The sequence below is a fragment of the Streptomyces chengmaiensis genome, from assembly GCF_029846775.1.
In the GTDB taxonomy this organism is placed as follows: domain Bacteria; phylum Actinomycetota; class Actinomycetes; order Streptomycetales; family Streptomycetaceae; genus Streptomyces; species Streptomyces chengmaiensis.
Genome location: NZ_JARWBG010000006.1, coordinates 31585 through 58072, shown reverse-complemented (window position 1 = coordinate 58072; position 26488 = coordinate 31585). Strand labels below are relative to the sequence as shown.

The 26488-nt window shown below is 71.3% G+C and carries 15 protein-coding genes; 11 read left to right on the top strand and 4 right to left on the bottom strand.

Annotated elements, in window-relative coordinates; all coding sequences use genetic code 11:
- Nucleotides 1-14: 14 nt before the first annotated feature.
- Nucleotides 15-503 carry a hypothetical protein gene (locus QCN29_RS07860; RefSeq protein WP_279927007.1) on the bottom strand — a complete coding sequence of 163 codons (489 nt, stop codon included), beginning with the start codon at nucleotides 501-503 and terminating at the stop codon, nucleotides 15-17.
- A 135-nt stretch (nucleotides 504-638) separates the two neighbouring features.
- On the opposite strand from QCN29_RS07860, the gene QCN29_RS07855 reads away from it, so the two are divergent.
- The 5 genes from QCN29_RS07855 (at nucleotide 639) to QCN29_RS07835 (ending at nucleotide 8252) form a co-directional block, all read left to right on the top strand.
- Entirely contained in the window at nucleotides 639-2699 is a 2061-nt protein-coding gene (locus QCN29_RS07855) for a hypothetical protein (RefSeq protein ID WP_398859148.1), read from the top strand.
- A gap of 279 nt (nucleotides 2700-2978) precedes the next feature.
- Nucleotides 2979-3101: a hypothetical protein gene (locus QCN29_RS37045; protein ID WP_398859147.1), complete on the top strand. Its 123-nt coding sequence runs from the start codon at nucleotides 2979-2981 to the stop codon at nucleotides 3099-3101.
- 381 nt (nucleotides 3102-3482) lie between these two features.
- Complete coding sequence (locus QCN29_RS07845; protein WP_279927006.1) at nucleotides 3483-6983, top strand: ALF repeat-containing protein; 3501 nt, start codon at nucleotides 3483-3485, stop codon at nucleotides 6981-6983.
- Nucleotides 6984-6985: 2 nt separating this feature from the next.
- Entirely contained in the window at nucleotides 6986-7414 is a 429-nt protein-coding gene (locus QCN29_RS07840) for a DUF7674 family protein (RefSeq protein ID WP_240135927.1), read from the top strand.
- A 109-nt stretch (nucleotides 7415-7523) separates the two neighbouring features.
- Nucleotides 7524-8252: a TetR/AcrR family transcriptional regulator gene (locus QCN29_RS07835; protein ID WP_279927005.1), complete on the top strand. Its 729-nt coding sequence runs from the start codon at nucleotides 7524-7526 to the stop codon at nucleotides 8250-8252.
- 54 nt (nucleotides 8253-8306) lie between these two features.
- Here the strand turns inward: QCN29_RS07835 and pulA are convergent, their stop codons facing one another.
- Together pulA and QCN29_RS07825 are read right to left on the bottom strand one after the other, a co-directional pair.
- Nucleotides 8307-13640 (bottom strand): pullulanase-type alpha-1,6-glucosidase, encoded by a 5334-nt coding sequence (pulA, locus tag QCN29_RS07830; RefSeq protein WP_279927106.1) that lies wholly within the window; start codon nucleotides 13638-13640, stop codon nucleotides 8307-8309.
- A gap of 249 nt (nucleotides 13641-13889) precedes the next feature.
- Nucleotides 13890-15584, bottom strand: coding sequence for a carbohydrate-binding module family 20 domain-containing protein (locus tag QCN29_RS07825; RefSeq protein WP_279927004.1), 1695 nt, complete (start codon nucleotides 15582-15584; stop codon nucleotides 13890-13892).
- Between the two features lie 313 nt (nucleotides 15585-15897).
- Between QCN29_RS07825 and QCN29_RS07820 the strand changes: the two genes are divergently transcribed.
- The 6 genes from QCN29_RS07820 (at nucleotide 15898) to QCN29_RS07795 (ending at nucleotide 23073) form a co-directional block, all read left to right on the top strand.
- Nucleotides 15898-17196, top strand: a complete 1299-nt coding sequence (locus tag QCN29_RS07820; RefSeq protein WP_279927003.1) for an extracellular solute-binding protein — start codon at nucleotides 15898-15900, stop codon at nucleotides 17194-17196.
- 139 nt (nucleotides 17197-17335) lie between these two features.
- Entirely contained in the window at nucleotides 17336-18289 is a 954-nt protein-coding gene (locus tag QCN29_RS07815) for a carbohydrate ABC transporter permease (protein ID WP_279927002.1), read from the top strand.
- The gene (locus tag QCN29_RS07810; RefSeq protein WP_398859146.1) at nucleotides 18286-19194 is read left to right on the top strand and encodes a sugar ABC transporter permease; all 909 of its coding nucleotides are present in this window, start codon (nucleotides 18286-18288) and stop codon (nucleotides 19192-19194) included. The genes QCN29_RS07815 and QCN29_RS07810 overlap by 4 nt, the downstream gene beginning before the upstream one ends.
- A gap of 160 nt (nucleotides 19195-19354) precedes the next feature.
- Complete coding sequence (locus QCN29_RS07805) at nucleotides 19355-20965, top strand: glycoside hydrolase family 13 protein (protein ID WP_279927001.1); 1611 nt, start codon at nucleotides 19355-19357, stop codon at nucleotides 20963-20965.
- A 25-nt stretch (nucleotides 20966-20990) separates the two neighbouring features.
- The gene (locus tag QCN29_RS07800; RefSeq protein ID WP_279927000.1) at nucleotides 20991-22025 is read left to right on the top strand and encodes a LacI family DNA-binding transcriptional regulator; all 1035 of its coding nucleotides are present in this window, start codon (nucleotides 20991-20993) and stop codon (nucleotides 22023-22025) included.
- A 112-nt stretch (nucleotides 22026-22137) separates the two neighbouring features.
- On the top strand, nucleotides 22138-23073 hold the full coding sequence (locus tag QCN29_RS07795) for a phosphatase PAP2 family protein (protein WP_279926999.1): 936 nt from the start codon (nucleotides 22138-22140) through the stop codon (nucleotides 23071-23073).
- 261 nt (nucleotides 23074-23334) lie between these two features.
- On the opposite strand, the gene QCN29_RS07790 is transcribed toward QCN29_RS07795, so the two are convergent.
- A complete protein-coding gene (locus tag QCN29_RS07790) occupies nucleotides 23335-26388 on the bottom strand; it encodes a bifunctional [glutamine synthetase] adenylyltransferase/[glutamine synthetase]-adenylyl-L-tyrosine phosphorylase (RefSeq protein WP_279926998.1) in 3054 nt (1017 codons plus the stop codon).
- Nucleotides 26389-26488 lie beyond the last annotated feature (100 nt).

Sequence of the window (26488 nt, the reverse complement as noted above, 5' to 3'; positions counted from 1 at the left end):
CCTGCGCGGCCGACTCAGTGATCCGCCGAGTGGTCCCCCTCGCTCCCCCCATCGTCACCGCTACTCCCCTGGTGGTGCGGCGAGGCGGTCTCCACCGTTCCACCGAGTCGGCCGCGCAGCGCTGCCAGCACCTCGGCGTCGCCGACCGCGACCCACTTGCGGCCCACGAGGTACGTGCCGCCGTAGTTCTTCGCCTCGTTGATCCACTCGCGCTGGCCGCGGTCGGTGGCGAAGGTGGCCAGCACATAACGGCCGTCCCCGGTGGTGCAGTTCGCCTGCCGCAGCTCCGCCGCGTCCGTCTGTATGTTGGGTTCGCAGTCGGCCTGGGCCGCTATCTGTTCCAGACTGCCCGTCGCCTCCTTCGGCGGGGCGGGCTTCCCGCCGCCGTCGCCACGCCCCTCGGCGTCACCGTTCGTCGTACACGCCACGGCCAGGCTCAGCGCCACAACTGCCAGTGCAGTGCGGGCCGCCCGCCGCGCGCAGATGTTCGTACTCGTCCACATGCGGCCATCGTGCCCGCCCCCGCCTCTGTCGCGGGAGCAAACTACTGATAACCCGCGCACCACTACGCACAGTCGTCACAGGGGTCATCCAGGGGCCGGCGGTGACCATGTGACGATTCGCTCGTTCTGCTGAACGTGCGCCCACACGATGCCGTCACCCCTTCCGCAGCCCCGTCCGTCACCGCCCCCGCCGCCCCTCCCGGCTCCATCGGGCTGGAACAGGCCGAGGCGGCGCTGGTGGAGCACTACCCACGGCTTGTGCGCATCGCGTATCTCGTGCTGCCGCCGTCGTTGGGGCGCAACCGTCGGGTGCTCAGCGCCCATGCGCTGGTACAGCGGTCGCTGCCGCGCGGGCGCGGCGGACGGCCCGCGGCCATTCCGGCGCAGGCCTCGCCACCGGCGCAGGCCTCGCAGTCGACACAGGCCTCGCGGCCGGGGCCGGGGCACGGGCCGGGCTATGCCTACGTCAGGGAGCAGGTGCTGCGCCAGGCCCTGGACGCGGGGCTGCCGCTGAAACGCCCGGCGCTCCCCCGGCGGGCGCAGTTGCCTCCCCTGCTGCCGCAGGTGTGGGGGCTGCGGATGTTCCCGCGCTCCGGCGGCGCCGACGAACTCGCCCTGGACCAGAGGCTGTCCGCGCTGTCGGGTCCGGCGCGGGCCGCCTATGTGCTGCGCTGCCTGGAGCGGCTGTCGGACACCGAAGTACGCCGCACCCTGACCGCCTGCGACGCGGCAGACCCGCACGCGGCCCTGGCGGAGGCCAACGCGATGGCCGCACTGGAGACGGCGGAGGGACGGGGGGACTCGGCCGTGCTTCTGGAATCGCCGGAGTTCGACCCGTGTTCGCTGCAGGTGCGCCCCACGGATCTGATGCGCCGCCGCCAGCATCTCAAGGCGGCGCTGCTGGGGACCGCGGCGGCCGCCGTGTGCGCGGCGCTGCTCGGGCTGCCGGATGACGGCCGGGGCCCGGACGGGGCGGCCGCGCCGCCCTATGCGCGCCACCCGGCCGCGGAGGCGGCGCTCGACCCGGCGAAGCTGACGAAGGCCGCGGACGCCTCCTGGCGGCGGGCATCCCGGCTGGACTACTCGGTCTGGCCCGCCCGCGGCGCGCTCACCGGCGACCGGGAGCTGCTGCGGCGTGCGCTCGCCGTCTGGGCGAGGCCGGGCGGTGCGGTGCAGGTCTCCGCAACGCCGGGGACCCCGGCGGGGCCGCCGATGGGCGCCCCGCAGCTGCTGTACGCGGGCGAGGTCGACCAGGCGCGCGTGGTGCTGCTGTACGACGGGCTGCGCGTGGTGCGGTACGCCGAGCCCAAGGACGGTGCGGGCGGTTCCGGGGCAGCGGCGGCGCTGGACCTGGCGCGCACGGACGCGGCCTCCGCGGGCGCTCTGGTCGTGGGCCGGAGCGACGGCAACGTCCGCTATCTGACCGCACCCTGGGTGCGCGGGACCGCGGTGCGGGATCTGCTGAAGCCGTCCGGCGGCGCGAGCGCGCTCCCGGTCGGCGAGGACGGCGTCACCGCGCCCGTGCCCAGTCCGGCTGCCGCACGGGAGTGCCGTTCCTGGGAGGCGCTGGAACTGACCGAGGACGACGCCGTCGGCCGGCGGGCCGGCTCGGGGACTGCGGCCGTCCGGACGGTGACCGACCTTGGGGAGCTGACGCCCGCCCGGCTCACCTCCGGGAAGCCCGGCGCCCCTCAGGACCCGGCGGCAGCCGGCACCACGGCCCGTCAGGCGTGGGCGCGCACGGCGTGTCTGCTGCCCGGGATGCGGGCGCACGGCGTGCGCGGCGTCCGTCTCTGGGAGTACGCACGGCAGCCGCTGCCGGAGGGCGACGGCACCGCGGCCTGGCTGTGCACCCGCGCGGAGACCTGGCGCGGTGCGGGTGGCCGGGTGTTGGCGCAGATCCAGGCGCCGGGCGTTCCGGAGGGCGCTCCCGGCGCGGTGGCCGCGCGTGCCGAGGACTCCCCCGCGTGCGGGGAGCGGGAGCCGCGGGTGCTGGCGGGCGTGCTGTGGAAGTCGCGCGCGGGGCACTGGTACGTGCTCGCCGCGGGGAGCGAGGAGTTCGCCTCGGTGGGAGCGTCGGGCGGGGTGACCGGCAGCGCGAAGGGGAGGCTGCTGGCGGTGAAGGCCGGGCAGGGCGCACGGGCGGAGCTGACGGGCCGGCTGAAGGACGGTACACGGGTCGACGGTCTGCGCTGACCCGGCCCGGTCCCTGCACGGCTTTCCCTCCCGGACTCGGGTCCGGGTCGCGGAGCGCAGCGAGGCGGCCGAGTCCGTGGTGCAACTGCGCCTGGAGGCCCCGGCGGGCGCTGAGTTGCCACCCTGCGCGCCGGGGGCGCCTTGGAGGTGGAGCTCCGCCGCTCGGGCCATGTGGTGCGGGTCGCCCCCGGCCGGTCGGTGCTGTCCGCGGTGCGCGAGCGGCTGCCCCGTCTGCCGTACTCCTAATGAGCAGGGTTCTGCGGAACCTGCCGACAGCGGGTGGTGGAGGCGGACGGCGAGATCGACCGCCGCGACGAGCGGCTGACGGCCGCGGTGCGGCCGGATTCGATGCTGCTGTGCGCCTCCCGCTGCCGAGGCTCCCGGCCGGTGCTGGACCTCTGACCGACGCAGGCGCATTCAGCCGCGTGTTCCGGTGGCCCGAAGGCCGGCGAGCGACTATCCGGAATAAAGCATTCAGAATTCTGCTCGTATTGATGCCCCAAGTGCCGACTTCTCTATTCAGGGGCTGACGCTGCAACACATCCGACCACATGTACTGTCCATCTCTGCGGCTCCGGACGACCAACCGGAAACCGCCTGAACCAGTGATGAGTTGGAGACACAGTGGTCAGAAGCAGATGGAAAGAGCGGCTGGTTCGCTCTGCTACGGTGGGGCTGACAGCTCTCTCCTTGGCAATAGGCACGACGGGGGGCCTGTCCGCGGTCGCGCCGAATACGGCCGCGGCAGCGGAGCAGCCGACTGCATCGCCCAGTCAACGCGCTTTGGCCCTTGAGGCCTGGCGTGACGGGGACAGGGCCACCAAAGCAGAGGCCGAGAAAGCCCTCACCGGCTCGGACGAGGATGTGCAGGCATTCCTCGAGACCGGCCTGCGGATCGCCGCCGAGGAAGACAACCGAGTTGCGGTCCTGCGCATACTCAACACCAGCGGCCCGGGGGTACGAAAGGCCGCCGAACAGGCGCTCGACGGATCGGCTGAGGACATCGAGCAGTTCCTGGCCGCGGGCTGGAAGAAGCCGTACGCGGACGACCAGCGGGTCGCCGTTCTCCGGGCCATGAACACGGGCGGCCGAGGGGTGCGCAGTGCCGGGCAGGCAGCGCTCGACGACGGCTCCGAGAAAGCGCTGGCCAGGTTTCTCGCCCACGGCCTGAAGCGCGCCCGGGAAGAGGACGACCGAGTCGAACTGCTCGGCATCATGCACGTCGGCGGCCCTCAGGTGAAGAAGGCCGCCAACGAGGCGATGAACGGGACACCGGCGGACATCCGCGAGTTCCTGGAGACGGGTCAGCATGTCGCCCGCGCCCGCGACCAGGAGACGATGACCGTCGCCCAGCTCGCGAAACTGGCCGAACAGGCGGGCCGGAAGGCGAAGCGGGAGACCGACGCCGCCAAGGAGGCCTCCGACCGTGCGGTGAGCGCGTCCCAGCGCGCCAAGGAGGCGGCGCGGCGTGCCGCCGAGGAGACGGCCGCGGCCAAGGACTCCTCGCAGAAGGCGGCACGCGCCGCGGGCCGGGCGGCGGACGCTGCCAGCGCCGCGGCGAGCGCCGCACGCACCGCGATCCACGCCGCCAACACAGCCACCTCCGCCGCCCGTACTGCGGCTTCCGCGGCATCCGCCGCCGCCTCGGCGGCCGCGGCCGCGGGTGACGCGGCCGCCCGCGCCTACAACTCGGCGACCGCGGCTTCCAAGGACGCGGGCAAGGCGGCGGCGGCTCGCAAGGCAGCCGAGACCGCGCGGAAGGCCGCGGCAGGGGCACGCATGGCTGCCGTTTCCGCGCTGCACGCCTCACAGGCCGTCTTCCAGGCCGTCGCGTCCGCGCGCGCCGCCGCCAGCGCGGGAGCCAACGCGGCCGCCGCGGCGACCGCGGCGGCCGAGGCAGGCGGACACTCCAATGTGGCGGCGGCCGAGGCGCGCCGGGCAGCTGCTGCCGCGGCCACGGCCCGTCGCGCAGCCGCCACTGCCAACCGGGCGGCGAACACCGCGGAGTCCCTGGCCCATCAGGCCGCGAACGCGGCCAAGCAGGCTCACGCCGCGGCCAATGACGCCGCCGCCCATGCGGAGGCCGCGGCGAAGGCCGCCGACGAAGCCGCCGCGCACGCCGGCAAGGCCATCGAATACGCCAAGAAGTCCGCCGCACATGCGAAGGCCGCGCTCAAGGCCGCCCAGGTGGCCTCCACCGCGGTGGCCACAGCGCGCGAGGTCGCCAAGACGGCCCGCGCGGCCGAGGCCGCGCAGCTGGCGAACGACCGGGACGAAGGCATCCAGTCCGCGGAGGAGTTCAAGGCCGAGGAGGACAGGGAAGCGGCCCAGCGCGAGAAGGAGGAGATCGAGGCCGCCCGTCGCGACGCCGAGACCAAGCAGCTCATCGCCGACGCCACGGCGCCGGACGCCGATCCGGCGATCGCGGTGTCCAAGGGCCGCAGGGCAGCTCTCCGACTGGCCGCCACGGGCGGCCCGTGGACGGTCAGGGCCGCAGAGGACGCGCTGGCCGGCGCCGAAGCGGACGTCCGCCAGTGGCTCGCGACAGGTCGACTCGTCGCCGAGGAACAGGACGACCGGGCCCGGGTCTCCCATCTCGCCGACACCGGGGCGCCCGCGGTGGCCGAGGCGGCCGCCGCCGCACTGGACGGTTCACACGCGGACGTTGTGGCGTTCCTCGAGACCGGCCGGCACACCGTCCAGGCGGACGACTACCGCGTCGAGGTGCTGAAGATCTCCAACCAGGGCGGACCCGCCGTCAAGAAGGCCGCCACAGCCGCCATCGACGCGGGAACGACCGAGGCGCTGCGGCAGTTCCTGCGGTCCGGTCAGCACACCGCCCGGGAAGAGGACGACCGGGTCGAGACGCTGCGCATCCTCAACAAGGGCGGTCCGCAGGTCAAGGCAGCCGCCGAGGTCGCCCTCGCGGGTCCGGCGTGGATGCTGCGCGACTTCGTCGCCTCCGTCCAGTACCGCTCGGCCAAGCTCGATCACGACAGCGCGACCCATGTCGCCGGCGTCGAGAAGCTGATCGCTCAGGCCGCGCGCACCGCCGCCACCGCCAACCAGAACGCCGCGCTGGCCGCTGAGGCCTCGGCCCGCGCGGGCAACGCCGCCGCGGACGCCGCGGGCTACGCCAAGCAGGCGAAGGACTCGGCCGACAAGGCCAAGGGGTACGCGGCCGACGCCGGCAGGTCCGCGGCAGCCGCGGACCGCTCGGCGCAAGCCGCGGCTGAGTCAGCCCGGCAGGCGAAGGCAGCGGCCGCACGGGCGAGCAGCGCGGCAGCCGCGGCGACGAGGTCGGCTCATCAGGCGGCGTCGTCGGCTGCGCAGGCGCGCACCTACGCCACGCTCGCCTACTCGTCCGCTGAGTCGGCTCGTGCCTCGGCCGCCCAGGCCGGGAAGGACGCGACCGCGGCAGCCAAGGCCGCCGTCGAAGCGGTCAAGATCGCGGTGAAGAAGTTCCAGGAGGCGGCCAAGGCATGGCGCGAAGCCGCTCCCGAGCCGACCGGTGACGACGTCGCCGCGGTCGAGAGGCTTGAGGAGTACGAGAACGGCTCGCATCTGCTCGAGATCGGCGGAACGTGCTATCTCAACGGCGTTGCGCTGCCCGAGAAGGTGGGCATCGGCTCCTGTGACGAGCTCGCCGCCGACTTCGACAAGTGGATCGGCGACTGGTCCGGGCAGATCTTCTGGCACCGGTTGGAGGGCCGGGACGACGCCGCGGCAATGCTGCTGGCCTCGTACTGCAACTACACGACGAACGGCGTCTTCAGCCGGGAGAGCAACCGGGGCAAGTGCGGCCCGGAGCTGCTGAAGCAGCTCGAGGAGGTCTACCCGGCGAATTCCGTGTCCCTGTACTACTACGAGTCGGGCGTCGGGAAGGGTCTGGCGAAGCTGTTCAAGGAGGTCGGCAAGAAGATCGGCATCCGGTCGAAGCCGCCGATGAACCAGCTGGCCCACAACCGGGCGCTGTTCGAGAAGTACAAGGACGTCCTGCGCGAGGAGATGGCCAAGCCCCTGGTCCGGGACCCCAAGCTCGCCGAGCACGTCGACACCCTCTATCGTGCCAACGCGAAGATCGGAAGCGGCAGCACGGCTGCGGCCGTCCGCTACGAGACGCTCACCGGGAAGCCCGTGGGCAGGGTCTGGCACACCCAGAAGGCGAGGGACTCCATCACTTTCCTGCAGAAGTGGCTGAAGAACAACCCGAACGCCGCGCGCGGCGACCGGGCTGCCGCGGAGAACCTCATCAAGGACATGCTGAACGCATTGGGAGGCTAGTGGTGTCGACTCCATCGTGGTGGGCGGAGCTGATCGGCGTCAGCCGGGTGCTGGCGGCGACGGACCATGCCGAGCTGGTGGACTGGCGAGGCGGCCCGGACACGGATGAGGCCGACGAGGACGATGTGCCGCCCCTCACCACGCGTCTGGGTGCTCTCGGGAGAGTCTTCGCGGAGCGCGTTGACGAGTTCACCCCGCAGCAGCGGCAGGAGGTGCTCCGGATCGTGGAGCGGATTCAGGCGTCCGGCGGCGAAGTCGACCGCACGGCGGTCGCGACCGGATTCCTGGAGGCGCTTCTGAACGCCTGGGACAGAGGATTCGACCTCCGTTCCATCTGGCCGGACATGGGGCGGGAATCCCGCGCCTATTGCCTCGCCTGGAACCGTTTCGGCGGCGTCGAGTCTCCCGAGTGGATGCAGCAGACGGGTTGAACGCCCCACGCGACGCACCAGCGAACCCGGTCGCCGTAGGCGGCTGACGACGGCCCGCCGGATACGCCCGGCGGGCCGTCGCCGTTTCCCGCCCGTTAGGGTGTTCGGTATGACGACGACCGGGGTTCGCCGCAGGATGGGCGTCGAAGAGCGCAGGCAGCAGCTGATCGGAGTGGCGCTGGACCTGTTCAGCCGGCGGTCGCCGGACGAGGTGTCCATCGACGAGATCGCTGTGGCCGCCGGGATCTCCAGGCCGCTCGTGTACCACTACTTCCCCGGAAAGCAGAGCCTGTTCGAGGCGGCGCTGCGGCGGGCCGCCGATGAGCTGGCGGCGCGGTTCGCGGAGCCGCACGAGGGGCCGCTCGGCGGGCGGCTGCTGCGGGTGATGGGGCGGTTCTTCGACTTCGTCGAGGGGCATGGGCCGGGTTTCTCGGCGCTGATGCGGGGCGGGCCGTCGGCGGGGTCCTCCACCGCGTACGCCATGGTCGACGAGGTGCGGCAGGCCGCCTACGACCAGATCATGGCGCATCTGGGGGTCGATGAGGCCCCGCCGCGTCTGGAGTTGGTGGTGCGGTCCTGGGTGTCGCTCGCCGAGACGACCGCCCTGATCTGGCTGGACGGGCGTCGCGTGCCCCGTGGCGAGCTGGAGCTGCAGCTGGTGCATGACTTCGCCGCGCTGGCCGCGGTGAGCGCCGCGTATGACGACGAGATGTCGGGGATCCTGCTGCGGGTGCTCGCGGACGAGCCGTCCGACGGGCCGTTCGCGGATCTCGTGGGGCGGCTGACGGCCCTGGCGTCCGCGGCTACGCGGACGGTGCCCGCCCAGCCGGTCCGCTGAGAGAGCCGGAAAGGGCCCGCCGGCGTCGGCGGGCCCTTTCGGTTTCTCACCGGGTCAGGGGCGGGTGAAGACCGCGACCGTGCGCGCCGGGACCGTGAAGGTTCCCGAGGAGCGGTCGTATGAGGCCGTCTTCACGGTGGTGTCCGCGCCCTCGGCCTGGACCGGGTGGAGCGTGTACGCGGTGTCCGCCGCGGACGCGATCCGCTGGGTCTGCTCGTCCGGGGTGGCGTTGAAGACCACGACCAGTTCGCCCAACCGCATGGTGATCACTCCGGGCGTCTCGTCCTTCCCCGACAGCGGGAAGGAGAGCCGCTTCTGCACCGCTTCTGCGGTCGGCTGGCTGAAGGCCTCCTCCGTGGTGCGGACGGTCAGCAGGTCCCGGTAGGCGGCCGAGGCCCCGGTGATCTCCTCGCAGCCCACGGTGAGCGACGGAGCGGTGAGCAGCGGCTTGGCGTACGGCCACTTGGGCTGGTTGTCGGCCGCCGGCGGCAGCCCGCGGCCGAAGCCGTTGCCGTCGCGGCAGTCCCAGTGGACGGAGTTGAACCAGTCGCCGCTGTCGTACGAGTTGCGGTCCAGGGACTTGGAGCGCAGCAGGTCCGATCCCGCCTGGGAGAGCGCGGGTCCCTGGGACAGCGCTGCCGTCGCCATCGCCAGCACCTGCATCCGTGCCCGGTCGGCGGGTGAGGTGGCGGCGGGCAGCTTGAAGGCCAGCGCGTCGTACAGGGTCTCGTTGTCGTGTGCGTCCGCGTAGGCGAGGGCGTCGCCGGGCGCCGAGGCGTAGCCCGCGGGTGCGCCGTTGTAGTCGACGTCCGATCCCTTGACGCGGCGGCCGGCCGAGTCGGTGAAGGTGTACGACGCCAGGTTCCCGGACAGCCCGACCTTGATCAGGTCCTGGTAGTGCAGCAGCCGGGCCTTCTGCTCGGCCAGGGTGCCGTTGGACGGGGAGGAGTTCGGGTCGGTGAACAGTCCGGAGGCGAAGCCCTGGACTCCGGGGTCCTCGTCGAACGGCCCGCCGCCGCGCACCGCGTCGCGCGCCCGGTCGGAGAAGGTCGCGATGCCGGTGCCGGCCATGTTCTGCTGGGTGGCCTGGACGAAGCGGGCGTCGTCGGCGATCTCGCCGAAGTTCCAGCCCTCCCCGTAGAGGATGATCTTCTTTCCGTCGACTCCGTCCTTTTCCGGGGTGAGCGCGTCGAGTGCGGCGCGCACGGCGAGGATGTTCTCCTTGGGGTGGTGGCCCATGAGGTCAAAACGGAAGCCGTCGACCTTGTACTGCTTCGCCCAGGTGACGACCGAGTCCACGACGAGCTTGCCCATCATGGCGTTCTCGGGCGCCGTGTTGGCGCAGCAGGTGGAGGTGGCGACGGCGCCGTCGTCGAGGAGCCGCTGGTAGTAGCCGGGCACGATCCGGTCGAGAACGGACTTCTCCGACTGGCCGGCGGCCACGGTGTGGTTGTAGACGACGTCCATCACGGTGCGCAGCCCGGCCGCGTTGAGCCCCTGCACCATCTGCCGGAACTCGACCGTGCGGCGCACACCGTCCGGGTCGGAGGCGTACGAGCCCTCGGGGACGGTGTAGTGCAGCGGGTCGTAGCCCCAGTTGTAGGCGTCCTTCGCGGCGGCGCGGGCGATGCACGCCTGCTGCTCGGCGGAGTCGGGCGCGTAGACCTTGAGGTCGCAGGCGGGCCGGGCCTGGTCGGACTTCTTCTCGGGGATGGTGCCGATGTCGAACGCCGGGAGGAGATGGACATACGACGTGCCGGAGTCGGCCAGCGCCCGCAGATGCCGCATGCCGCGGGAGTCGCGGTCGGTGAAGGCCAGGTACTCCCCCGGATGCTTCGACGTCGGGTCCGCGATGGAGAAGTCCCGGATGTGCAGCTCCTGGATCTGGGCGTCCCGCATGGGGGTGTCCCCGCCGTAGGCGGGGGAAGGCACGGCGTCCGGCTTGCGCAGCCGCTGCCAGCCCTTGGGGGCGAGCTTCGGATCGTCGAGGTCGACGATCAGGCTGCGGGCCGAGTCGGCGGTCAGAGCGGTGGAGTACGGGTCGGTGACCTTGTTGACGACGACCTGCTGGACGCTGGGCGCCCACACCGTGACGACGTACCGGTAGGGCTTGCCCGTCCAGCTCCGCCGTCCGGTCGCCGACCAGACTCCGCTGTCGTCGTCCCGGCGCATCCGCACGGTGCGCCCGTCGAGTTCCAGGGAGACCGACTGCGCGGTGGGCGCCCATACGGAGAGGGTGGGGCGGCCGCGGTGGAAGACCGGTCCGAGGTCCTTCGCCACGGCTTCGGCCGCGTACAGGTCGTCGAGCACGCCGGGGATCTGGACGCCGGTCGCGGCGAGCAGCGCCCCATCGGCCGCCCGCTGGGTGGCGATCAGCTGGCCGCGCAGCGCCTCCCGCACCCGGTCGCGGTCCCTCGGGTCGACGGTGAACGCCTGGCGGTCCTTGAGGTGCGGGAACTTCTTCTTCTGGGCGTCGGTGAGGGCGGCCGGGATCAGCCGCAGCCAGCGGCCCTCGTCGGACAGGGCTCCGTCGACGACGGAGATCCCGCCGTCGCGCGCGTACACGAGCTGCTGGCTGGCAGCGTCGGTCGCCGTGACCTTCCAGACGACGGTGGAGCGGTCGATGAACTGCGCCTCGGACGCGGTCAGGTCGAGGGCGGGCGCGCCGCCCGTCTGCGGCAGCAGGTATCCCGGCTGCCCGGCCAGCAGCCACACCTCCTTGCCGTGGGTGGCGAAGTCCAGCGACTGGTCGGCGGGGAGGTCCTTCTGGTCGCCGCGGTGGACGATATAGCTGAGCAAGGTCGCGCCGGGCGCGAGCGGCACCTCGAAGGTGATGCCGTACGCGTCCCGCTTCACCGGCTGCAGCGGGGTGGACCAGTCGGTGGGCTGCTGTGCCCCGGTCCAGGTGTGCAGACCCCAGCCGTCGTAGTCGCCGTCGGGGCGGTGGTAGTGCAGTACGGCCTTGGTCTGGTCCTGGGGCGGGTAGGCCCCGTCGGGGGCCGTCGTGCTCTGGGCCGCCTCTCCCTGCTCGATCCACACCTGTCCGGTGCGGGACAGGTCGACGGTGCGGCGCGGTCCGTCCGCCGTGCCGTCTGTGTGCTCGACGGTGTACGGGACGGAGGAGGCGTCCTCTGCGAGCTTGACCCAGGCGAACGCGCCATAGGCGTCCCGGCCTGCGAAGTCCGCGGTCGTGTCGCCGGTGCTGATCCGCCAGCCGTCGTAGTCGCCGTCGGGACGGTGGTAGTGGACCACCGCGTAGTCGCGGTCGACGGCGCTCGGCTTCTCGGGCGGCGGGGCCTGGCCTGCGGTGGTCTCGGCGCGTGCGCTCGCGGTGCGGCCCGCGCTGTCGACGACGACGGCCTTGTAGCGCACCGGGGTTCCGGCGCGGACCGAGTCGTCCAGGTGGTGCGTCACCCGGTACGGCGCATGGTCGGCGGAGCCGAGGACCCGCCACTTGCCGTTGCCGGTCTGGGCGGCGAAGACGACCCGGTTGAGCTGTCCGCCGTCGACGTCCGCGGTGACGGCGAGAGTTCCGGTCGCCCCCGCGGGCGGCGCGGTCAGCGTGATCCCGGGCTTGGCGGTGGGCGGGGGCAGCGCTGCGTCGGCCTTCAGCACCAGTGACGACAGGGCCGGGACGGTGACGGTCACCTTGCCGTCCGCGGCGCGGAGCGTGCCGTCCGGCCCGTCGCCGTACAGGGTGGTGTAGGCGTCGGCGTCCGCCGCGAGGGAGACCGTCTTCGGAGCGGTGCCGTTGTTGACGGCGACCAGGTACTCGATGTGTTCGGTCTTCTCGCGAACGTCGGTGCGTGAGAAGGCGTAGACGGAGCCGTCGGCGTGACGCTCCCGCTGGGTGCCGTCGCGCAGTGCCGGGTGTTCCCTGGTGAGCGTGGAGAGCTCGGCGATCTGCCGGTAGAGCGGGTGGCCGGGGTCGTACGCGTCCGAGGCGTGTGTACGGTCCGTGCCCAGCTGGTCGTCGTCGAGGTAGTCGGCGGTACGGGACGCGAAGAGGGTCTGGCGGGCGTCCTTGTCGCCGCCCGCGCCGGTGAAGCCCTGCTCGTCGCCGTAGTAGACGACCGGGTTGCCGCGGCTGAGGAACATCAGCTCGTTGGCGAGCCGCGCCCGCCGCAGCAGTTCGTCCTCGTCGGCGTCGGGGTTGTCCTGCTTGAGGAACGTCCCGAAGCGGCCCATGTCGTGGTTCCCGAGGAAGGTCACCTGCTCATAGGCGTTGGCCTTGTCGGTCGTGTACCGGTAGTCGTCGCCGAACACGGCGGCGAGGCGGTCGGCGGACGCCCCCTGGGAGGCGAAGGCGCGGGCCGCGTCCTGGAAGGGGAAGTCGAGTGTGGCGTCGAGGCGGCCGCGGGTGACATACGGGGAGGTGACCGCCGTGTCGGCGGAGTACACCTCGCCGAACATGAAGAAGTCCTCGCGGCCCCTCCTGGCGGCGTACCGGTCGAGGGCGGTGGCCCACTGGGTCCAGAACTCCAGGTCGACGTGTTTCACGGTGTCGACGCGGAAGCCGTCGATGTCGAAGTCGCGGACCCACTTCTGGTAGATCCGCTCCATGCCCGCGACGACTTCGGGACGTTCGGTCCACAGGTCGTCGAGGCCGACGAAGTCGCCGTACTCGCTGCTCTCTCCCGCGAAGGTGGAGTCTCCGCGGTTGTGGTACATCGTGGGGTCGTTGAGCCAGGACGGCGCCTTGCCGCCGGCAGTGCGCGGGGTGTACGGGAAGGAGTCCTCGTCGACCTTGCGGAAGTCGGCGCGGTCCGCCTGCCGGTCGTCGAAGGGGCGGCCGTCCTCGTCGAGGTAGGGGTAGGCGCCCTTGGGCCGGTATCCGTACTTCTTCTCGGCGTAGTCGACGGTGTCGGCGGTGTGGTTGGTGATGACGTCGAAGAAGACCTTCATCCCTTTGGCGTGTGCCTTGTCGATGAGGGTTTCAAGGTCTTCGTTGCTGCCGAAGTGAGGGTCGACCTGGGTGAAATCGGTGATCCAGTACCCGTGGTAGCCCGCGGAGGCGTTCTCTCCCTCACCCTGGACGGGCCTGTTCTTGAAGATCGGGGCCAGCCAGATGGCGGTGGTGCCGAGGCCCTTGATGTAGTCGAGCTTCCTGGTGAGTCCCCTGAGGTCGCCTCCCTGGTAGAAGCCCTTGTCTGCGGGGTCGTAGCCGTGGTCGAGGCGGGTGCCGGTCAGACCGCCGCGGTCGTTGGACTTCTCGCCGTTGGCGAACCGGTCCGGCAGCACGAAGTAGAACTGCTCCCGGGTCAGATCATGCCGCGCGGGCTCCGCGGCGAGCGTGCGGTCCGACGGCGGAGGCGGGGGTTTGTACGCGGCGGCGGCCGGTGTCGCCTGTACGGCGGGTATCAGGCCCGCGAGCAGGGCGGCGGCCACTGTCGCGGTGACGGAGGCCGCGGGGCGTTTCCGTCGCCGGCTCGGTGCGGTGGTGGACACGAATGGGGTTCCCTTCGGCAGTGAGGGATGGATGCATCTCGCCGCGGCGCGGCGAGGGTTTCGTATGCGGGCGCGGGGTCCCGGAAACCCAGCCCCGCCGGCGACTGAGGCGCGGGGGGCCGGGGGCGGAGCCCCGGTTACGGGAAGGGGCGGGGTGGGGAAGCTCGCCGCGCAGGCGGCAAGCGCCGCCTACTCCCGGAACGTGTCCCAGAGCGTCACCGCCCCCGACTCCGGCGCCGTCGCCACACGGTTCGCACCGGCCTCCCAAGTCACCCGCCCATCCGCGTCCTTGCGGAGGTACTTGTACTCGAAGGCCGCGCCGACGGGCAGGGTGACGTCCCGGCGCCACACCGGGTAGCCCCCCGGGTCGAGCTTGAGCGCCGCGTCGGGGTTCCAATCGCCCAGCTCGGGGCGGTTGCCGGTGACGTACACGTTCTCGCCCCACACGGTGGTGGCGGTGACGTTGAACGAGACGCCCGCGGCCGCGGGTTCGTCCGCGCACTCCCGTGCCCCCACATGCAGGGCCAGCGCGGTGTCCGGGCCCAGGGTGGCGGTGAAGCGGCCGTCGCCGTCCACGGTCATGCTTCGGCCGGACTGGACGTCGCAGTACGCGCCCGCGGGAAGCGAGGTCTCGAACGTCCTCGTCAGCGATGACGCCTCATGGTTGAGGACGGCATACGCCCGGTCCCCGCGCCCGAACCCGATCGCGTCCGCGCCGTTGTCCCACCAGTCGGTCACGCCCTGTCCCCGGGCCGCATTGCGGAAGCCGACCATGGACGCGATCTCCGGCCAGGCGTGCTGGCACTTCCAGCCGTCGCTGTAACAGGCGTTCACGGCACCGCCGTCGGGGGGTCCTGCGTCCTTGTCGGCCCACTCGTATCCGGAGTGGACGTCCGGCGCCCCGTACGGCCACGCCAGCATGAAGATGTTCGCGAGTGTGTAGTTGGCCCCGTCCTTGTAGCTGAGGGTGTCGCCGACGCGTTCGGTGTCGTGGTTGTCCACGAAGACCGCGGAGGAGCCGGAGTCCATATAGCCCCACCCCTCGCCGTAGTTCTTCAGATATGCGAGGTTCTCGTCCTCGAAGACGCGCTTGAGGTCGCGGGCGTAGCGAAACTCCTGTACGTCGCCGTTGCCGAGGTACTCGCTCGGCGAGACCGCCTCGCCCTCCCCGTGGATGGCCTCCTGCTTCCAGTAGACGCCGGGGTCGGTCAGCCGGGACTTGATCGCGGCGAGGTCTGCGGCGGGCATGTGCTTGGCGGCGTCGATGCGGAAGCCGTCGACGCCCAGGGACAGCAGATCGTCGAGATACGCGGCGATGCGGTCGCGGACGTACTCCTCGCCTGTGTCCAGGTCCGCGAGGCCGAGCAGCTCGCAGTTCTGGACGTTGCCCCGGTCCCGGTAGTCGGTGATCACGGACCGGCAGTCGTTCATATCGTTTCCGGAGTAAATGCCCGGATAGTCGTATTTCTGGTACGGCGAGCCGCCCGTGCCGACGCCGTCGCCCGCCGCCATATGGTTGATCACGGTGTCGACGACGACCTTCACACCCGCGGCGTGACAGGTGTTCACCATGTCCGCGAACGAGGCGCGGTCGCCGAGCCGTCCGGCGATCTTGTAGCTGACGGGCTGGTACGAGGTCCACCACTGCGGGCCCTGAATATGCTCCTGCGGTGGAGAAACCTGGACATATCCATACCCGGCCGGGCCCAGCGTGTCGGTGCACGCCCGGGCCGCCGAGTCGAAGCGCCACTCGAAGAGGACGGCGGTCACGTCCTTGTCTCCGGGTGGGGCCGCCTGCGCGGCGCCGGTCGCCACCGGCGCCGCGACGGCGACCGCCGCGCCCGCGGCCAGGGCGAGCGCGGCGGCCAGAGGTCTGCTGGCCATGTGTTGCCTCCTGCACGGCACTGTGCGGAATGGGGGGAGCCCCGCAGCCTCGTAAGACAACGCGCCATGCCTGAAAGGCTCTTGCAGGTCTTTGCGATTCTTGCAGCAAGCCCTCAACAGCAGCTGCGCAGCAGACCGTAGAAGCCTGAACGACCACGGTCAACCCCCAGGACACGAGACGGTCACAACCTGGAAATCTCGCTGTTTTCTTTCTGCAAGACCTTTCGCAAGCTCTTGCAAGGCTGTTAACTTCACGCCGCAGCAGCCCGGCCCGAGGGACAGGTCAGGGCCTGACCTCAACGAGGAGATCACCATGCGCAAGGGCATATCGGTCGCCGCTCTCGTCGGCGCACTGGCTCTTACCGCGACCGCCTGCGGGGACAACGGCGGAGCGAGTGACAGCAGCGGCAAGAAGGCCGCCGAGGACCCCAAGAGCGTGAGCGGTTCCATCACCTGGTGGGACACTTCCAACGAAGCCGAGGGCCCGGCGTACGACACACTGATCGAGCAGTTCGAGGCCGAGTACCCGAAGATCAAGGTCAACCGGACCTCCGTCTCCTTCGACCAGGCCGAGCAGAAGTTCAAGACGGCCGCCCAGAACGGCAAGGGCGCCCCGGACGTCATCCGCACCGACGTCGGCTGGTCGGCCGGGTTCGCCAACCTCGGCTACCTCCAGCCGCTGGACGGCACCCCGGCTCTCGACAACGCGGACGACTTCCTCGAGGGCCCGATGTCCACGGCGAAGTTCAACGGCGAGACCGTCGGCGTGCCGCAGGTCACCGACACCCTGGGTCTCCTCTACAACAAGGAGATCTTCAAGAAGGCCGGCATCAGCAAGCCGCCGGCCACCTGGGACGAGCTGATCGAGACCGCCAAGACGATCAAGAAGAAGACCGGGGTCGCGGGCATCCAGCTGAACCCCGAGGGCTACTTCTCGCTGCCGTTCCTGTACGGCGAGGGCGCCGACATGCTCGACGTCGAGAACAAGAAGATCACGGTGAACTCCCCCGAGGCCGTCAAGGGCATGGAGACCGCGCTGAAGCTGGTCCAGTCCGACGTCGCCCTCAAGCCCGCCACCACCGACGGCTATGTCGCGGCCCAGACCTCCTTCAAGGACGGCAAGGCCGCCATGACGATCAACGGCCCGTGGTCGGTCTCCGACGACTACTCCGGCAAGGCCTTCCAGAACAAGGACAATCTGGGCATCGCGCCGATCCCGGCGGGCTCCTCCGGCAAGGCCGGCGCTCCGATCGGCGGCCACAACTACTCCGTCTACCGCGGCTCCGCGAACAAGGACGCGGCGTACCTCTTCGTGAAGTTCATGTCCTCCGCGAAGAGCCAGGAGTTCACCGCCAAGGAGATCAACACCCTCCCGACGCGCAAGTCCGCCTACACCGACGCGGTCACCTCCGACCCGGCGAAGAAGGCCTTCCAGGAGGCGCTGGCGGTCTCCAAGTCCCGTCCGGTGATCCCCGGGGTCGGCGATCTGTTCGTGGCGTACGACCAGCACTACGTGAAGATCCTGCGCGGCGACGTCTCCCCCGAGGAGGGCCTGGACGCGCTCGCCAAGGAGTGGAACACCAAGCTGCTGAAGGACTACTCGATCGGCTGACGCCCATCGAGCCAGCACAGCTCCGGTCCGGTCGGCTGGGGGATCCGTTCCCCGCTACGCGTGGGACGGGCCCCACGCGCCCAGCCGACCGGGCCGGTCCACCGTCCTCGTACAGTCCGGCCGGTCCTTACGGAGAGAGATGAGCACCCTGATAGCCAAGACCGTCACCAAGACCAGACGGTCCTTCGCCACGCACTGGTACGCATGGGCCATGGTCCTGCCGGTCGTCGTGGTGCTCGCCGTGCTCGTCGGCTACCCGCTGGGCCGCGGCATCTACCTCTCCTTCACCGACGCCAACGAGGCCAACATCGGCCGTGTGATCGGCGACTTCGAGGTCCCGGCGAGCTATCGGTTCGTCGGCCTCGACAACTACTGGCACATCCTGTCCGGCCAGGAGGGGTCCTTCTACCCCCGGCTGACCTGGACGGTCATCTGGACCGCCAGCTGCGTCTTCCTGCACTACACCATCGGCCTCGGCCTGGCGATGCTGCTGAACCGGCAGATCCGCGGCCGCTCCCTGTACCGGGTGCTGCTGATCCTGCCGTGGGCGGTCCCGGCGTTCGTCGCCGCCTTCGCCTGGAAGCTGATGTACAACACCGACAACGGCGTCCTCAACGCGCTGCTCTCCAAGATCGGCATCGGCGCGGTGGACTGGCTGGGCGACCCGACGATCCAGAAGCTGTCGGTGATCGCCGTCAACACCTGGCTGGGTGTGCCGTTCATGATGGTCGCCATCCTCGGCGGTCTGCAGTCCATCCCCAGGGAGCTGCACGAGGCGGCCGAGATGGACGGCGCCTCGGCCTGGCAGCGGTTCTGGAATGTGACCGTGCCCGGGCTGCGGCCGGTCTCCAGCACGATCATCCTGCTGGGCACCATCTGGACCTTCAACATGTTCCCGATCATCTACCTGGTGATCGGCCAGGCCGGCGGCACCGAGAGCGAGATCCTGGTGACCTACGCCTACCGCCTCGCCTTCCAGGGCGTACGGGACTACGCGGGCTCCGCCTCGTACGGCATCGTGATCCTCTCCCTGCTCCTGGTCTTCTCCGTCTTCTACCGCCGGATGCTCAGCCGCCAGGAGGTCGCCAAGTGAGCACCGTCAGCACCCCGGCCCGCTCGCCCGAGAAGCTCCCGGCCCCGGAGGCGACCGCCCCCGCACCCCGGCAGCGCGGCCGCGGCGAGCGCTCGGCGGCCGCGTCCGTCGCGCTGCACGCCACCCTGGTCGTCGCCTCCCTCATCGCGCTGTTCCCGATCGTCTTCATCGTGCTGGTCTCGATCCGCGGTGAGAACGGCTGGACCCACCCGATGGAGATGACCGGCTTCACGCTGGAGAACTACACCCACGTCCTGGGCGACACCGAGTTCCTGACGTGGTTCATGAACTCCGCGATCGTCGCCGGCGGCACCATGCTGGTGGGCGTGCTGATCGCGGCCAGCGCCGGCTACGCGGTCTCCCGGATGCGCTTCCCCGGCGACAAGTCGCTGATGTGGTCGTTCCTGCTGTGCCAGATGTTCCCGGTGGCGGTGCTGATCGTGCCGCTCTACAACATCCTGGGCCGGCTGGGGCTGCTGGACAGCTACGGCGGACTGATCATCACCTACTGCTCGGTGTCGGTGCCGTTCTGCGCCTGGATGCTCAAGGGCTACTTCGACACCATCCCCACCGAGATCGACGAGTCGGGCCGGGTCGACGGACTGACCCCGTTCGGCACCTTCTGGCGGCTGATCATCCCGCTCGCCCGGCCGGGCCTCGCGGTCACGGCCTTCTACACCTTCCTCACCGCCTGGAGCGAGGTCGCCTTCGCCACCTCCTTCATGAGCAGCGAGGGCAAGTACACGCTCGCGGTCGGCCTGCAGACCTTCGTCGGCCCGCACCGCGCCGAGTGGGGCCTGATGACGGCCTCCTCCGTACTGATCATGGTCCCGGCCGGATTGCTGTTCTTCTTCGCGCAGCGCCATCTGGTCGCGGGGCTCACCGCAGGGGGAACCAAGGGATGAGCCGAGGGATGTGCCGAGAGATGAGCCGAAGGGTGTGCAGAGGGGTGAGCCGCGCCGCAGGCCCGACCGGCTTCGTATCCGGTCCGCGCACCGCGCGTTGACCAGCACGACAGAGCAGAGAAGCGGTACCACGCAGTTGACGACCAACGAGGGAACGTACATGACCCAGGAGCTCGCTCCCATGCCCAGCAGCCCGACCGCCGCACACTCCGCGGGCTGGTGGCGTGACGCCGTCATCTACCAGGTGTACGTGCGCTCCTTCGCCGACAGCGACGGGGACGGCATCGGCGACCTGCGGGGCATCAGAGAGCGTCTTCCGTACCTTGCGGACCTGGGCGTGGACGCCGTCTGGCTCACCCCCTTCTACGCCTCCCCGCAGGCCGACGGCGGCTACGACGTGGCCGACTACCGGGCCGTGGACCCGCTGTTCGGCGATCTGTCCGACGCCGACGACCTGGTACGCGAGGCCCACCGGCTGGGGCTGCGGGTGATCGTGGACATCGTCCCCAACCACACCTCCGACCGGCACACCTGGTTCCAGGCGGCGCTCGCGGGCGGCCCGGACGCACCCGAGCGGCAGCTCTACCACTTCCGCCCCGGCAAGGGCGAGGACGGCGAGCTGCCCCCGAACGACTGGGAGTCCGTCTTCGGCGGCCCCGCCTGGACCCGCACGGCCGACGGCGAGTGGTATCTGCATCTGTTCGCGCCCGAGCAGCCGGACCTCAACTGGGACAGCCCCGCGGTACGCGAGGAGTTCGACTCCATCCTCCGCTTCTGGCTGGACCTGGGCGTGGACGGCTTCCGCATCGACGTCGCCCACGGCATGGTCAAGGCCGAGGGGCTGCCGGACATCGGGCTGAGCGAGCAGGCGAAGCTGATCGGCGCACAGGTGCTGCCGTTCTTCGACCAGGACGGAGTGCACGAGATCCACCGCTCCTGGCGGCGGCTGCTCGACGGATACGAGGGCGACCGCATCGGCGTCGCCGAGGCCTGGGCCCCCAACGCGGAGCGGCTCGCGCTGTACGTCCGCCCGGACGAGCTGCACCAGGCGTTCAACTTCCAGTTCCTGACCTGTGAGTGGGAAGCGGCCGCGATGCACCGGGTGATCGACGAGTCGCTGCTGGCGACCCGCTCGGTCGGCGCGCCCACCACCTGGGTGCTCTCCAACCACGACGTCGTCCGGCACACCACCCGCTACGGCGGCGGGGAGCAGGGGCTGCGGCGGGCCCGTGCCGCGGCCCTGCTCACCCTCGCCCTCCCCGGCTCCGTCTACGTGTACCAGGGCGAGGAGCTCGGTCTGCCGGAGGTGGAGGACCTGCCGGACGCGGTGCGCCAGGACCCGGCGTTCTTCCGCGGCGACGGCCAGGACGGCAGGCGGGACGGCTGCCGGGTGCCGCTGCCCTGGTCGGGGGCGAAGGCCCCGTACGGCTTCGGCCCCGGCGGCTCATGGCTGCCCCAGCCCGACGCCTGGGCCGGCCTTTCGGTCGAGGCGCAGACCGGCGACCCGCGCTCCACGCTGGAGCTGTACCGCTCGGCGCTGGCGCTGCGGCGGCAGCTGGACGGCCTGGGCGACGGGGAGATGGAGTGGCTGCCCGGGCCCGACGGGATGCTGACCTTCCGCCGGCCCGGTCTGGTGTGCACCCTGAACACCCTGGACACGGAGGCCGAGATGCCGGTGCCGGGGCGGCCGGTGCTGGCCTCCGCGGCGCTGGAGTTCAGCGGCGCGGCCGTGCGCATCCCGGGCGAGACCTGCGTCTGGTGGGCAGTCTGAGATGCGCCCGGTACAGTCGCATCCCGTGACCGCACCCGCACGACTGGCAGACATCGCAGCCCAGGCGGGGGTCAGCGAAGCGACGGTGAGCCGCGTCCTCAACGGAAAGCCCGGAGTCGCCGCGACCACCCGCCAGTCCGTACTGGCCGCGCTGGACGTTCTCGGCTATGAGCGTCCGGTGCGGCTGCGCCAGCGCAGCGCGGGACTCGTCGGGCTGATCACCCCGGAGCTTGAGAACCCGATATTCCCCGCGCTGGCACAGGTGATCGGACAGGCGCTGACCCGCCAGGGCTACACCCCGGTGCTCGCCACCCAGACCCCGGGCGGGTCCACGGAGGACGAACTGACCGAGATGCTGGTCGACCGGGGCGTGGCCGGGATCATCATCGCCTCGGGGCTGCACGCCGACACCTCCGCCGACATGCAGCGCTATGCCAGGCTTCGGGCACAGGGGGTGCCGTTCGTCCTCGTCGACGGCTTCTCGCCGGAGGTGCAGGCGCCCTTCATCTCCCCCGACGACCGGGCGGCGATGACGCTGGCGGTGACGCATCTGGCGTCGCTGGGCCACACCAGGATCGGTCTGGCGCTGGGGCCGAAGCGCTTCGTGCCCGTACTGCGGAAGATAGAAGGCTTCGTCCGGGCCGTGGGAGACCAGCTGGGGCTCGCCCCGGAGACGGTCGAGGCGGAGCTGATCCAGCACTCGCTGTTCACCCTGGAGGGCGGCCAGGCGGCCGCCTCGGCGCTGATGGACCGCGGGTGCACGGCGGTGGTGTGCGCCAGCGACATGATGGCGCTGGGGGCGATACGGGCCGCGCGGCAGCGGGACCTGAGGGTGCCCGACGACATCTCGGTCGTGGGCTTCGACGACTCCCCGCTGATCGCGTTCACGGACCCGCCGCTGACCACGGTCCGCAAGCCGGTTCCGGCGATGGGGCAGGCGGCGGTGCGCACGCTTCTGGAGGAGATCGGCGGCACACCGGCGCCGCACAGCGAGTTCGTCTTCATGCCGGAGCTGGTGGTGCGCGGCTCGACCGCCTCCGGGCCCGGTCAGGCGGCCTGAGCGAGGGGGCCCGCCCCTAGGGGGCGGGTCCTCCGCAGGATTCAGCGGGTGCGCCATTAGCCCACCCGAGGGATGATCAGTGTGGGGGGCGAATCTGGCAGACTCTCGTCCCATGGGTGAAACGACCGTGAAGACTTTGGACGGCCAGAGGGCCACCCCGTTTACCCCGTCACCCATGGTGGACGAGGCCCCAGAGGATGCGCCTGCGCGTAACCGGCTGAACACGCTGCGCACCCCCCGCTATCCGCGGATCTGGTTCGAGATACTGCTCATCGCGGTCAGTTACTGGACGTACTCGCTGATCCGCAATGCCGTGCCGGAGCAGAAGGCGCAGGCGCTGCGGAACGCCGACTGGATCTGGGACGTCGAGCGGACGCTCGGCATAGCGGTCGAGCAGACGGTCAACCACGCCGTGAACTCCGTGACATGGCTGATCGTGACGATGAACTACTACTACGCCACCCTGCACTTCATCGTGACCATCGGCGTGCTGGTGTGGCTGTACCGCAGCCATCCGGGCCGCTACGCGGCCGCCCGGCTGGTGCTGTTCGCCACGACCGCGGTGGCACTGGTCGGCTACTACCTGTACCCTCTCGCGCCGCCGAGGCTGATGAACGGGCAGCATTTCATCGACACGGTCCTGGTCCATGAGACCTGGGGCTCGATGGCCTCCGGCAACTTCAAGAACATGTCGAACCAGTACGCGGCGATGCCGTCGATGCACATCGGCTGGTCGCTGTGGTGCGGTCTGATCATCTTCGCGGTGGCGGCCGCGCCATGGGCGAAGATCCTCGGCGTGCTGTATCCGACGGCCACGCTGATCGTGATCGTCGCCACGGCCAATCACTTCTGGCTGGACGCGGTGGGCGGCATGATCTGCCTGGCGTTCGGCTTCGCGCTCTCGTACGCGTGGTACCGGGCGCTGCCGCACCGGCTGCCGCGGCTGCCGGAGGGGGCGCCGCCCTCGGGCGCCCGCTCCTCGAACTCCACCGGACTCCGTCCGGGGGGACTCCAGGGGCTCGGAACGCGCCTCGGCCGAAGGCCGTAACGGCGCGCCCCCCTACGCCGTGCTGCGCACGAGGGCGGCCAGACGCCGGATCGCACGCCGACAGCCCATGCGGCTCAGCTCGAGAAGCACTTCGCCGGCCGGCCGGCGGAGCAGGACCGCCGGGCGTTGGAGGGCGTTCTGCGCACCGTGTGCGACGGCGCCGAGCGCCGGCGTACCTCCGGCACGTCTCCCGTGCGGTCCTGCGCGGGTGCGGAAAGCGGGCACGGCCGAGGCCGGAAAGCGGGCGCGGCCGAGGAACGGTCAGAGGGCCGCGCCGTAGAACAGTTCGTCGACCACCGCACGCGCACGGCGAGTGATCCGGCGGTAGTCGTCGAGCATGTCTCCCACATGGCCGGGGCCGTAGCCCAGGTAGCGGGAGACGGCGGCCAGCTCACGGCTGTCGGAGGGGAAGGTGTCGCCGGGGCGGCCGCGTACCAGCATCACGCCGTTGCGGACGCGGGTCGCCAGCACCCAGGCCTCGTCCAGGATGCCCGCCTCGTCCGTGCCGATGAGCCCCGCGGCGTGCGCTGCGGCGAGCGCCTCGCGGGTGCGGGTGGTGCGCAGGCCGGGCTCCGCCCAGCCGTGCTGCATCTGCAGCAGCTGGACCGTCCACTCCACATCGGTCAGCCCGCCGCGCCCCAGCTTGGCGTGGAGGGTGGGGTCGGCGCCGCGCGGCAGCCGCTCGGTCTCCATCCGGGCCTTGAGCCGGCGGATCTCGCGTACGGCGTCCTCGCCCAGGCCCTCGGCCGGATAGCGCAGCGGGTCGATCAGCCCGATGAAGCGCGACCCCAGTTCGGCGTCGCCCGCCATCGGCTGGGCGCGCAGCAGCGCCTGGCTCTCCCACACCAGCGACCAGCGGCGGTAGTACGCCTCGTACGACCTGAGGGTGCGCACCAGCGGGCCGCTCTTGCCCTCCGGGCGCAGATCGGCGTCGATCAGCAACGGCGGGTCGGTCGTGGGCAGCTGCAGCAGCCGCCGCATCTCGGCGACGACGGCGCGGGCGGCGCGGGCGGCCACCTGCTCGTCCACGCCGTCGCGCGGCTCGTGCACGAACAGCAGATCGGCGTCGGAGCCGTAGCCGAGCTCGCACCCGCCGAAGCGGCCCATGCCGATGACCGCGAACCGGGTCGGCAGGGTGTCGCCCCACTGCGTGCGCACGGCGGCGCGCAGCGCGCCGGAGAGCGTGGCCGCGTTGAGGTCGGTGACGGCGCCGCCCACCTGGTCCACCAGCGCACCGTGGTCGATCCGGTCGTGCCCGGCGAGCGCGGCGGACGTGTCCCGCTCCGCGGCGGGGCTCTGGTCGACGCCGTACGAGGCGATCAGGTCCGCGGCCGCGGTGCGGAACAGCTCCCGGCGGCGGACCCCGCGCGCGGCGGCCGCGGCGGCCTCCGCGGCGTCGGCGCGCCCCACCGCGGCCAGCACCTCCTGTTCCAGGTGCTCACGGCTGCGCGGGGCGAGCCCCTGCGGGTCTCCGAGGATCGCCACCGCCTCCGGGGCGCGCAGCAGCAGATCGGGGGCGAGGCGTCCGGCGGACAGCACACGGGCGAGGTTCTCCGCGGCCGCGCCCTCGTCGCGCAGCAGCCGCAGATACCAGGGCGTCTTGCCGAGCGCCTCGGAGACCTTTCGGAAGCCCAGGAGGCCGGCGTCCGGGTCGGCCGAGTCGGCGAACCAGCCGAGCAGCACGGGCAGCAGGGTGCGCTGGATCGCCGCGGCGCGGGTCATGCCGGAGGTGAGGGCCTCCAGATGGCGCAGGGCGGCGCCGGGGTCGGCGTATCCGAGCGCCTCGAGGCGCTGCTGCGCCGCCTTGGGGCTGAGCCCGGTCTCGCCGGGGGCGAGCTGGGCGACCGCGTCCAGCAGCGGCCGGTAGAAGAGCTTCTCGTGCAGCCGTCTGACCGCCGAGGCATGGCGACGCCACTCGCGGTTGAGTTCGGTGACGGGTTCGGTGCGCAGTCCGAGCGAGCGGCCGAGGCGGCGCAGATCGGCTTCGCCCTCGGGGACGAGATGGGTGCGGCGCAGCCGGTGGAGCTGGATGCGGTGCTCCATGGCGCGCAGGAAGCGGTACGCCTCGTCGAGCTGTGCGGCGTCCGCGCGGCCCACATAGCCGCCGGCGGCCAGTGCGCGCAGTGCGTCCAGGGTGGTGCCGCTGTGCAGGGTCGCGTCGCTGCGCCCGTGCACGAGCTGCAGGAGCTGCACGGCGAACTCGACGTCGCGCAGTCCGCCGGGGCCGAGCTTGAGCTCGCGGTCGATCTCCGCGGCGGGGATGTTGTCGACGACGCGGCGGCGCATCTTCTGTACGTCGGCGACGAAGTTCTCGCGTTCCGCGGCCTGCCAGACGAGCGGGGCGAGGGCCTCGATGTACGACTCGCCGAGGGTGAGGTCGCCGGCGACGGGCCGGGCTTTGAGGAGCGCCTGGAACTCCCACGTCTTGGCCCAGCGCTGGTAGTAGGCGAGATGGCTGGACAGGGTGCGCACCAGGGGGCCGTTGCGGCCTTCGGGGCGGAGATTGGCGTCGACCGGCCAGATCGAGCCCTCGACCGTGGTCTCGGAGCAGATCCGCATCAGATGCGAGGCGAGCCTGGTGGCGGCGCGCAGCGCCCTGGTCTCGTTGTCGCCGTCGCCGTTTCCGCCCGGTCCGCCCATGGGCTCCGCGACGAAGATCACATCGACGTCGGAGACATAGTTGAGCTCGCGGCCTCCGCACTTGCCCATGGCGATGACGGCGAGCCGGCACTGCGCGGCGTCCTCGGGGGCGGCGCTGCGGGCGATGGCGAGAGCGGCCCGCAGGGTGGCGGTGGCCAGGTCGGCGAGTTCGGCGGCGGTCTCGGCGACGTCGATGGTGCCGCAGACGTCGCGGGCCGCGATGGCGAGGAGACAGCGCCGGTAGGCGATGCGCAGGGTGACCGGGTCCTCGGCTTCCGCGAGCCAGTGCTCGAACTCCGCCACGCCGGGGTGCAGATCCGCCGCCTCGTAGGCGAGCAGCGCCTGCCAGTCCCGCGGATGCCGGGCGAGGTGGTCGCCGAGTGCCTCGGAGGCGCCGAGCACACCGAGCAGCCGGTCGCGCAGCGGCTTCGCGGTGAGCAGGGTGTCGAGGAGCCCCCGCCGCTCGTCGAGCTGCTGTGCTTCGACGAGCCGGACGAGGCCGCGCAGGGCGAGGTCGGGGTCGGCGGTGTCGCCGAGGGCGTCGAGCAGGACGGGGGCGCCGCGGACAGGCGTCATCTCGGGGAGGTCCAGCAGCCGTTCCGCGGCTGAGGGGTCGGTGAAGCCGTGCCGCAGGAGTCGGGTGAAGACACTGCTTCTGCGTCCGGGCACCGTCATCAAGCCGTCTCCCGCCTCTACCGCCCGACCAACGTCCGGGACCGAGCCTATCCGCAGCCGGCCTGCTCCGGGCCCCCGCCCGCCCGCTCGGGCAATCGGC

Excerpts from the sequence above, each read along its gene's own strand:
- QCN29_RS07860 (WP_279927007.1), bottom strand. The coding sequence starts at position 503 with ATGTGGACGAGTACGAACATCTGCGCGCGGCGGGCGGCCCGCACTGCA.
- QCN29_RS07835 (WP_279927005.1), top strand. The coding sequence starts at position 7,524 with ATGACGACGACCGGGGTTCGCCGCAGGATGGGCGTCGAAGAGCGCAGG.
- QCN29_RS07825 (WP_279927004.1), bottom strand. The coding sequence starts at position 15,584 with ATGGCCAGCAGACCTCTGGCCGCCGCGCTCGCCCTGGCCGCGGGCGCG.
- QCN29_RS07820 (WP_279927003.1), top strand. The coding sequence starts at position 15,898 with ATGCGCAAGGGCATATCGGTCGCCGCTCTCGTCGGCGCACTGGCTCTT.
- QCN29_RS07815 (WP_279927002.1), top strand. The coding sequence starts at position 17,336 with ATGAGCACCCTGATAGCCAAGACCGTCACCAAGACCAGACGGTCCTTC.
- QCN29_RS07805 (WP_279927001.1), top strand. The coding sequence starts at position 19,355 with ATGACCCAGGAGCTCGCTCCCATGCCCAGCAGCCCGACCGCCGCACAC.
- QCN29_RS07795 (WP_279926999.1), top strand. The coding sequence starts at position 22,138 with ATGGGTGAAACGACCGTGAAGACTTTGGACGGCCAGAGGGCCACCCCG.
- QCN29_RS07790 (WP_279926998.1), bottom strand. The coding sequence starts at position 26,388 with ATGACGGTGCCCGGACGCAGAAGCAGTGTCTTCACCCGACTCCTGCGG.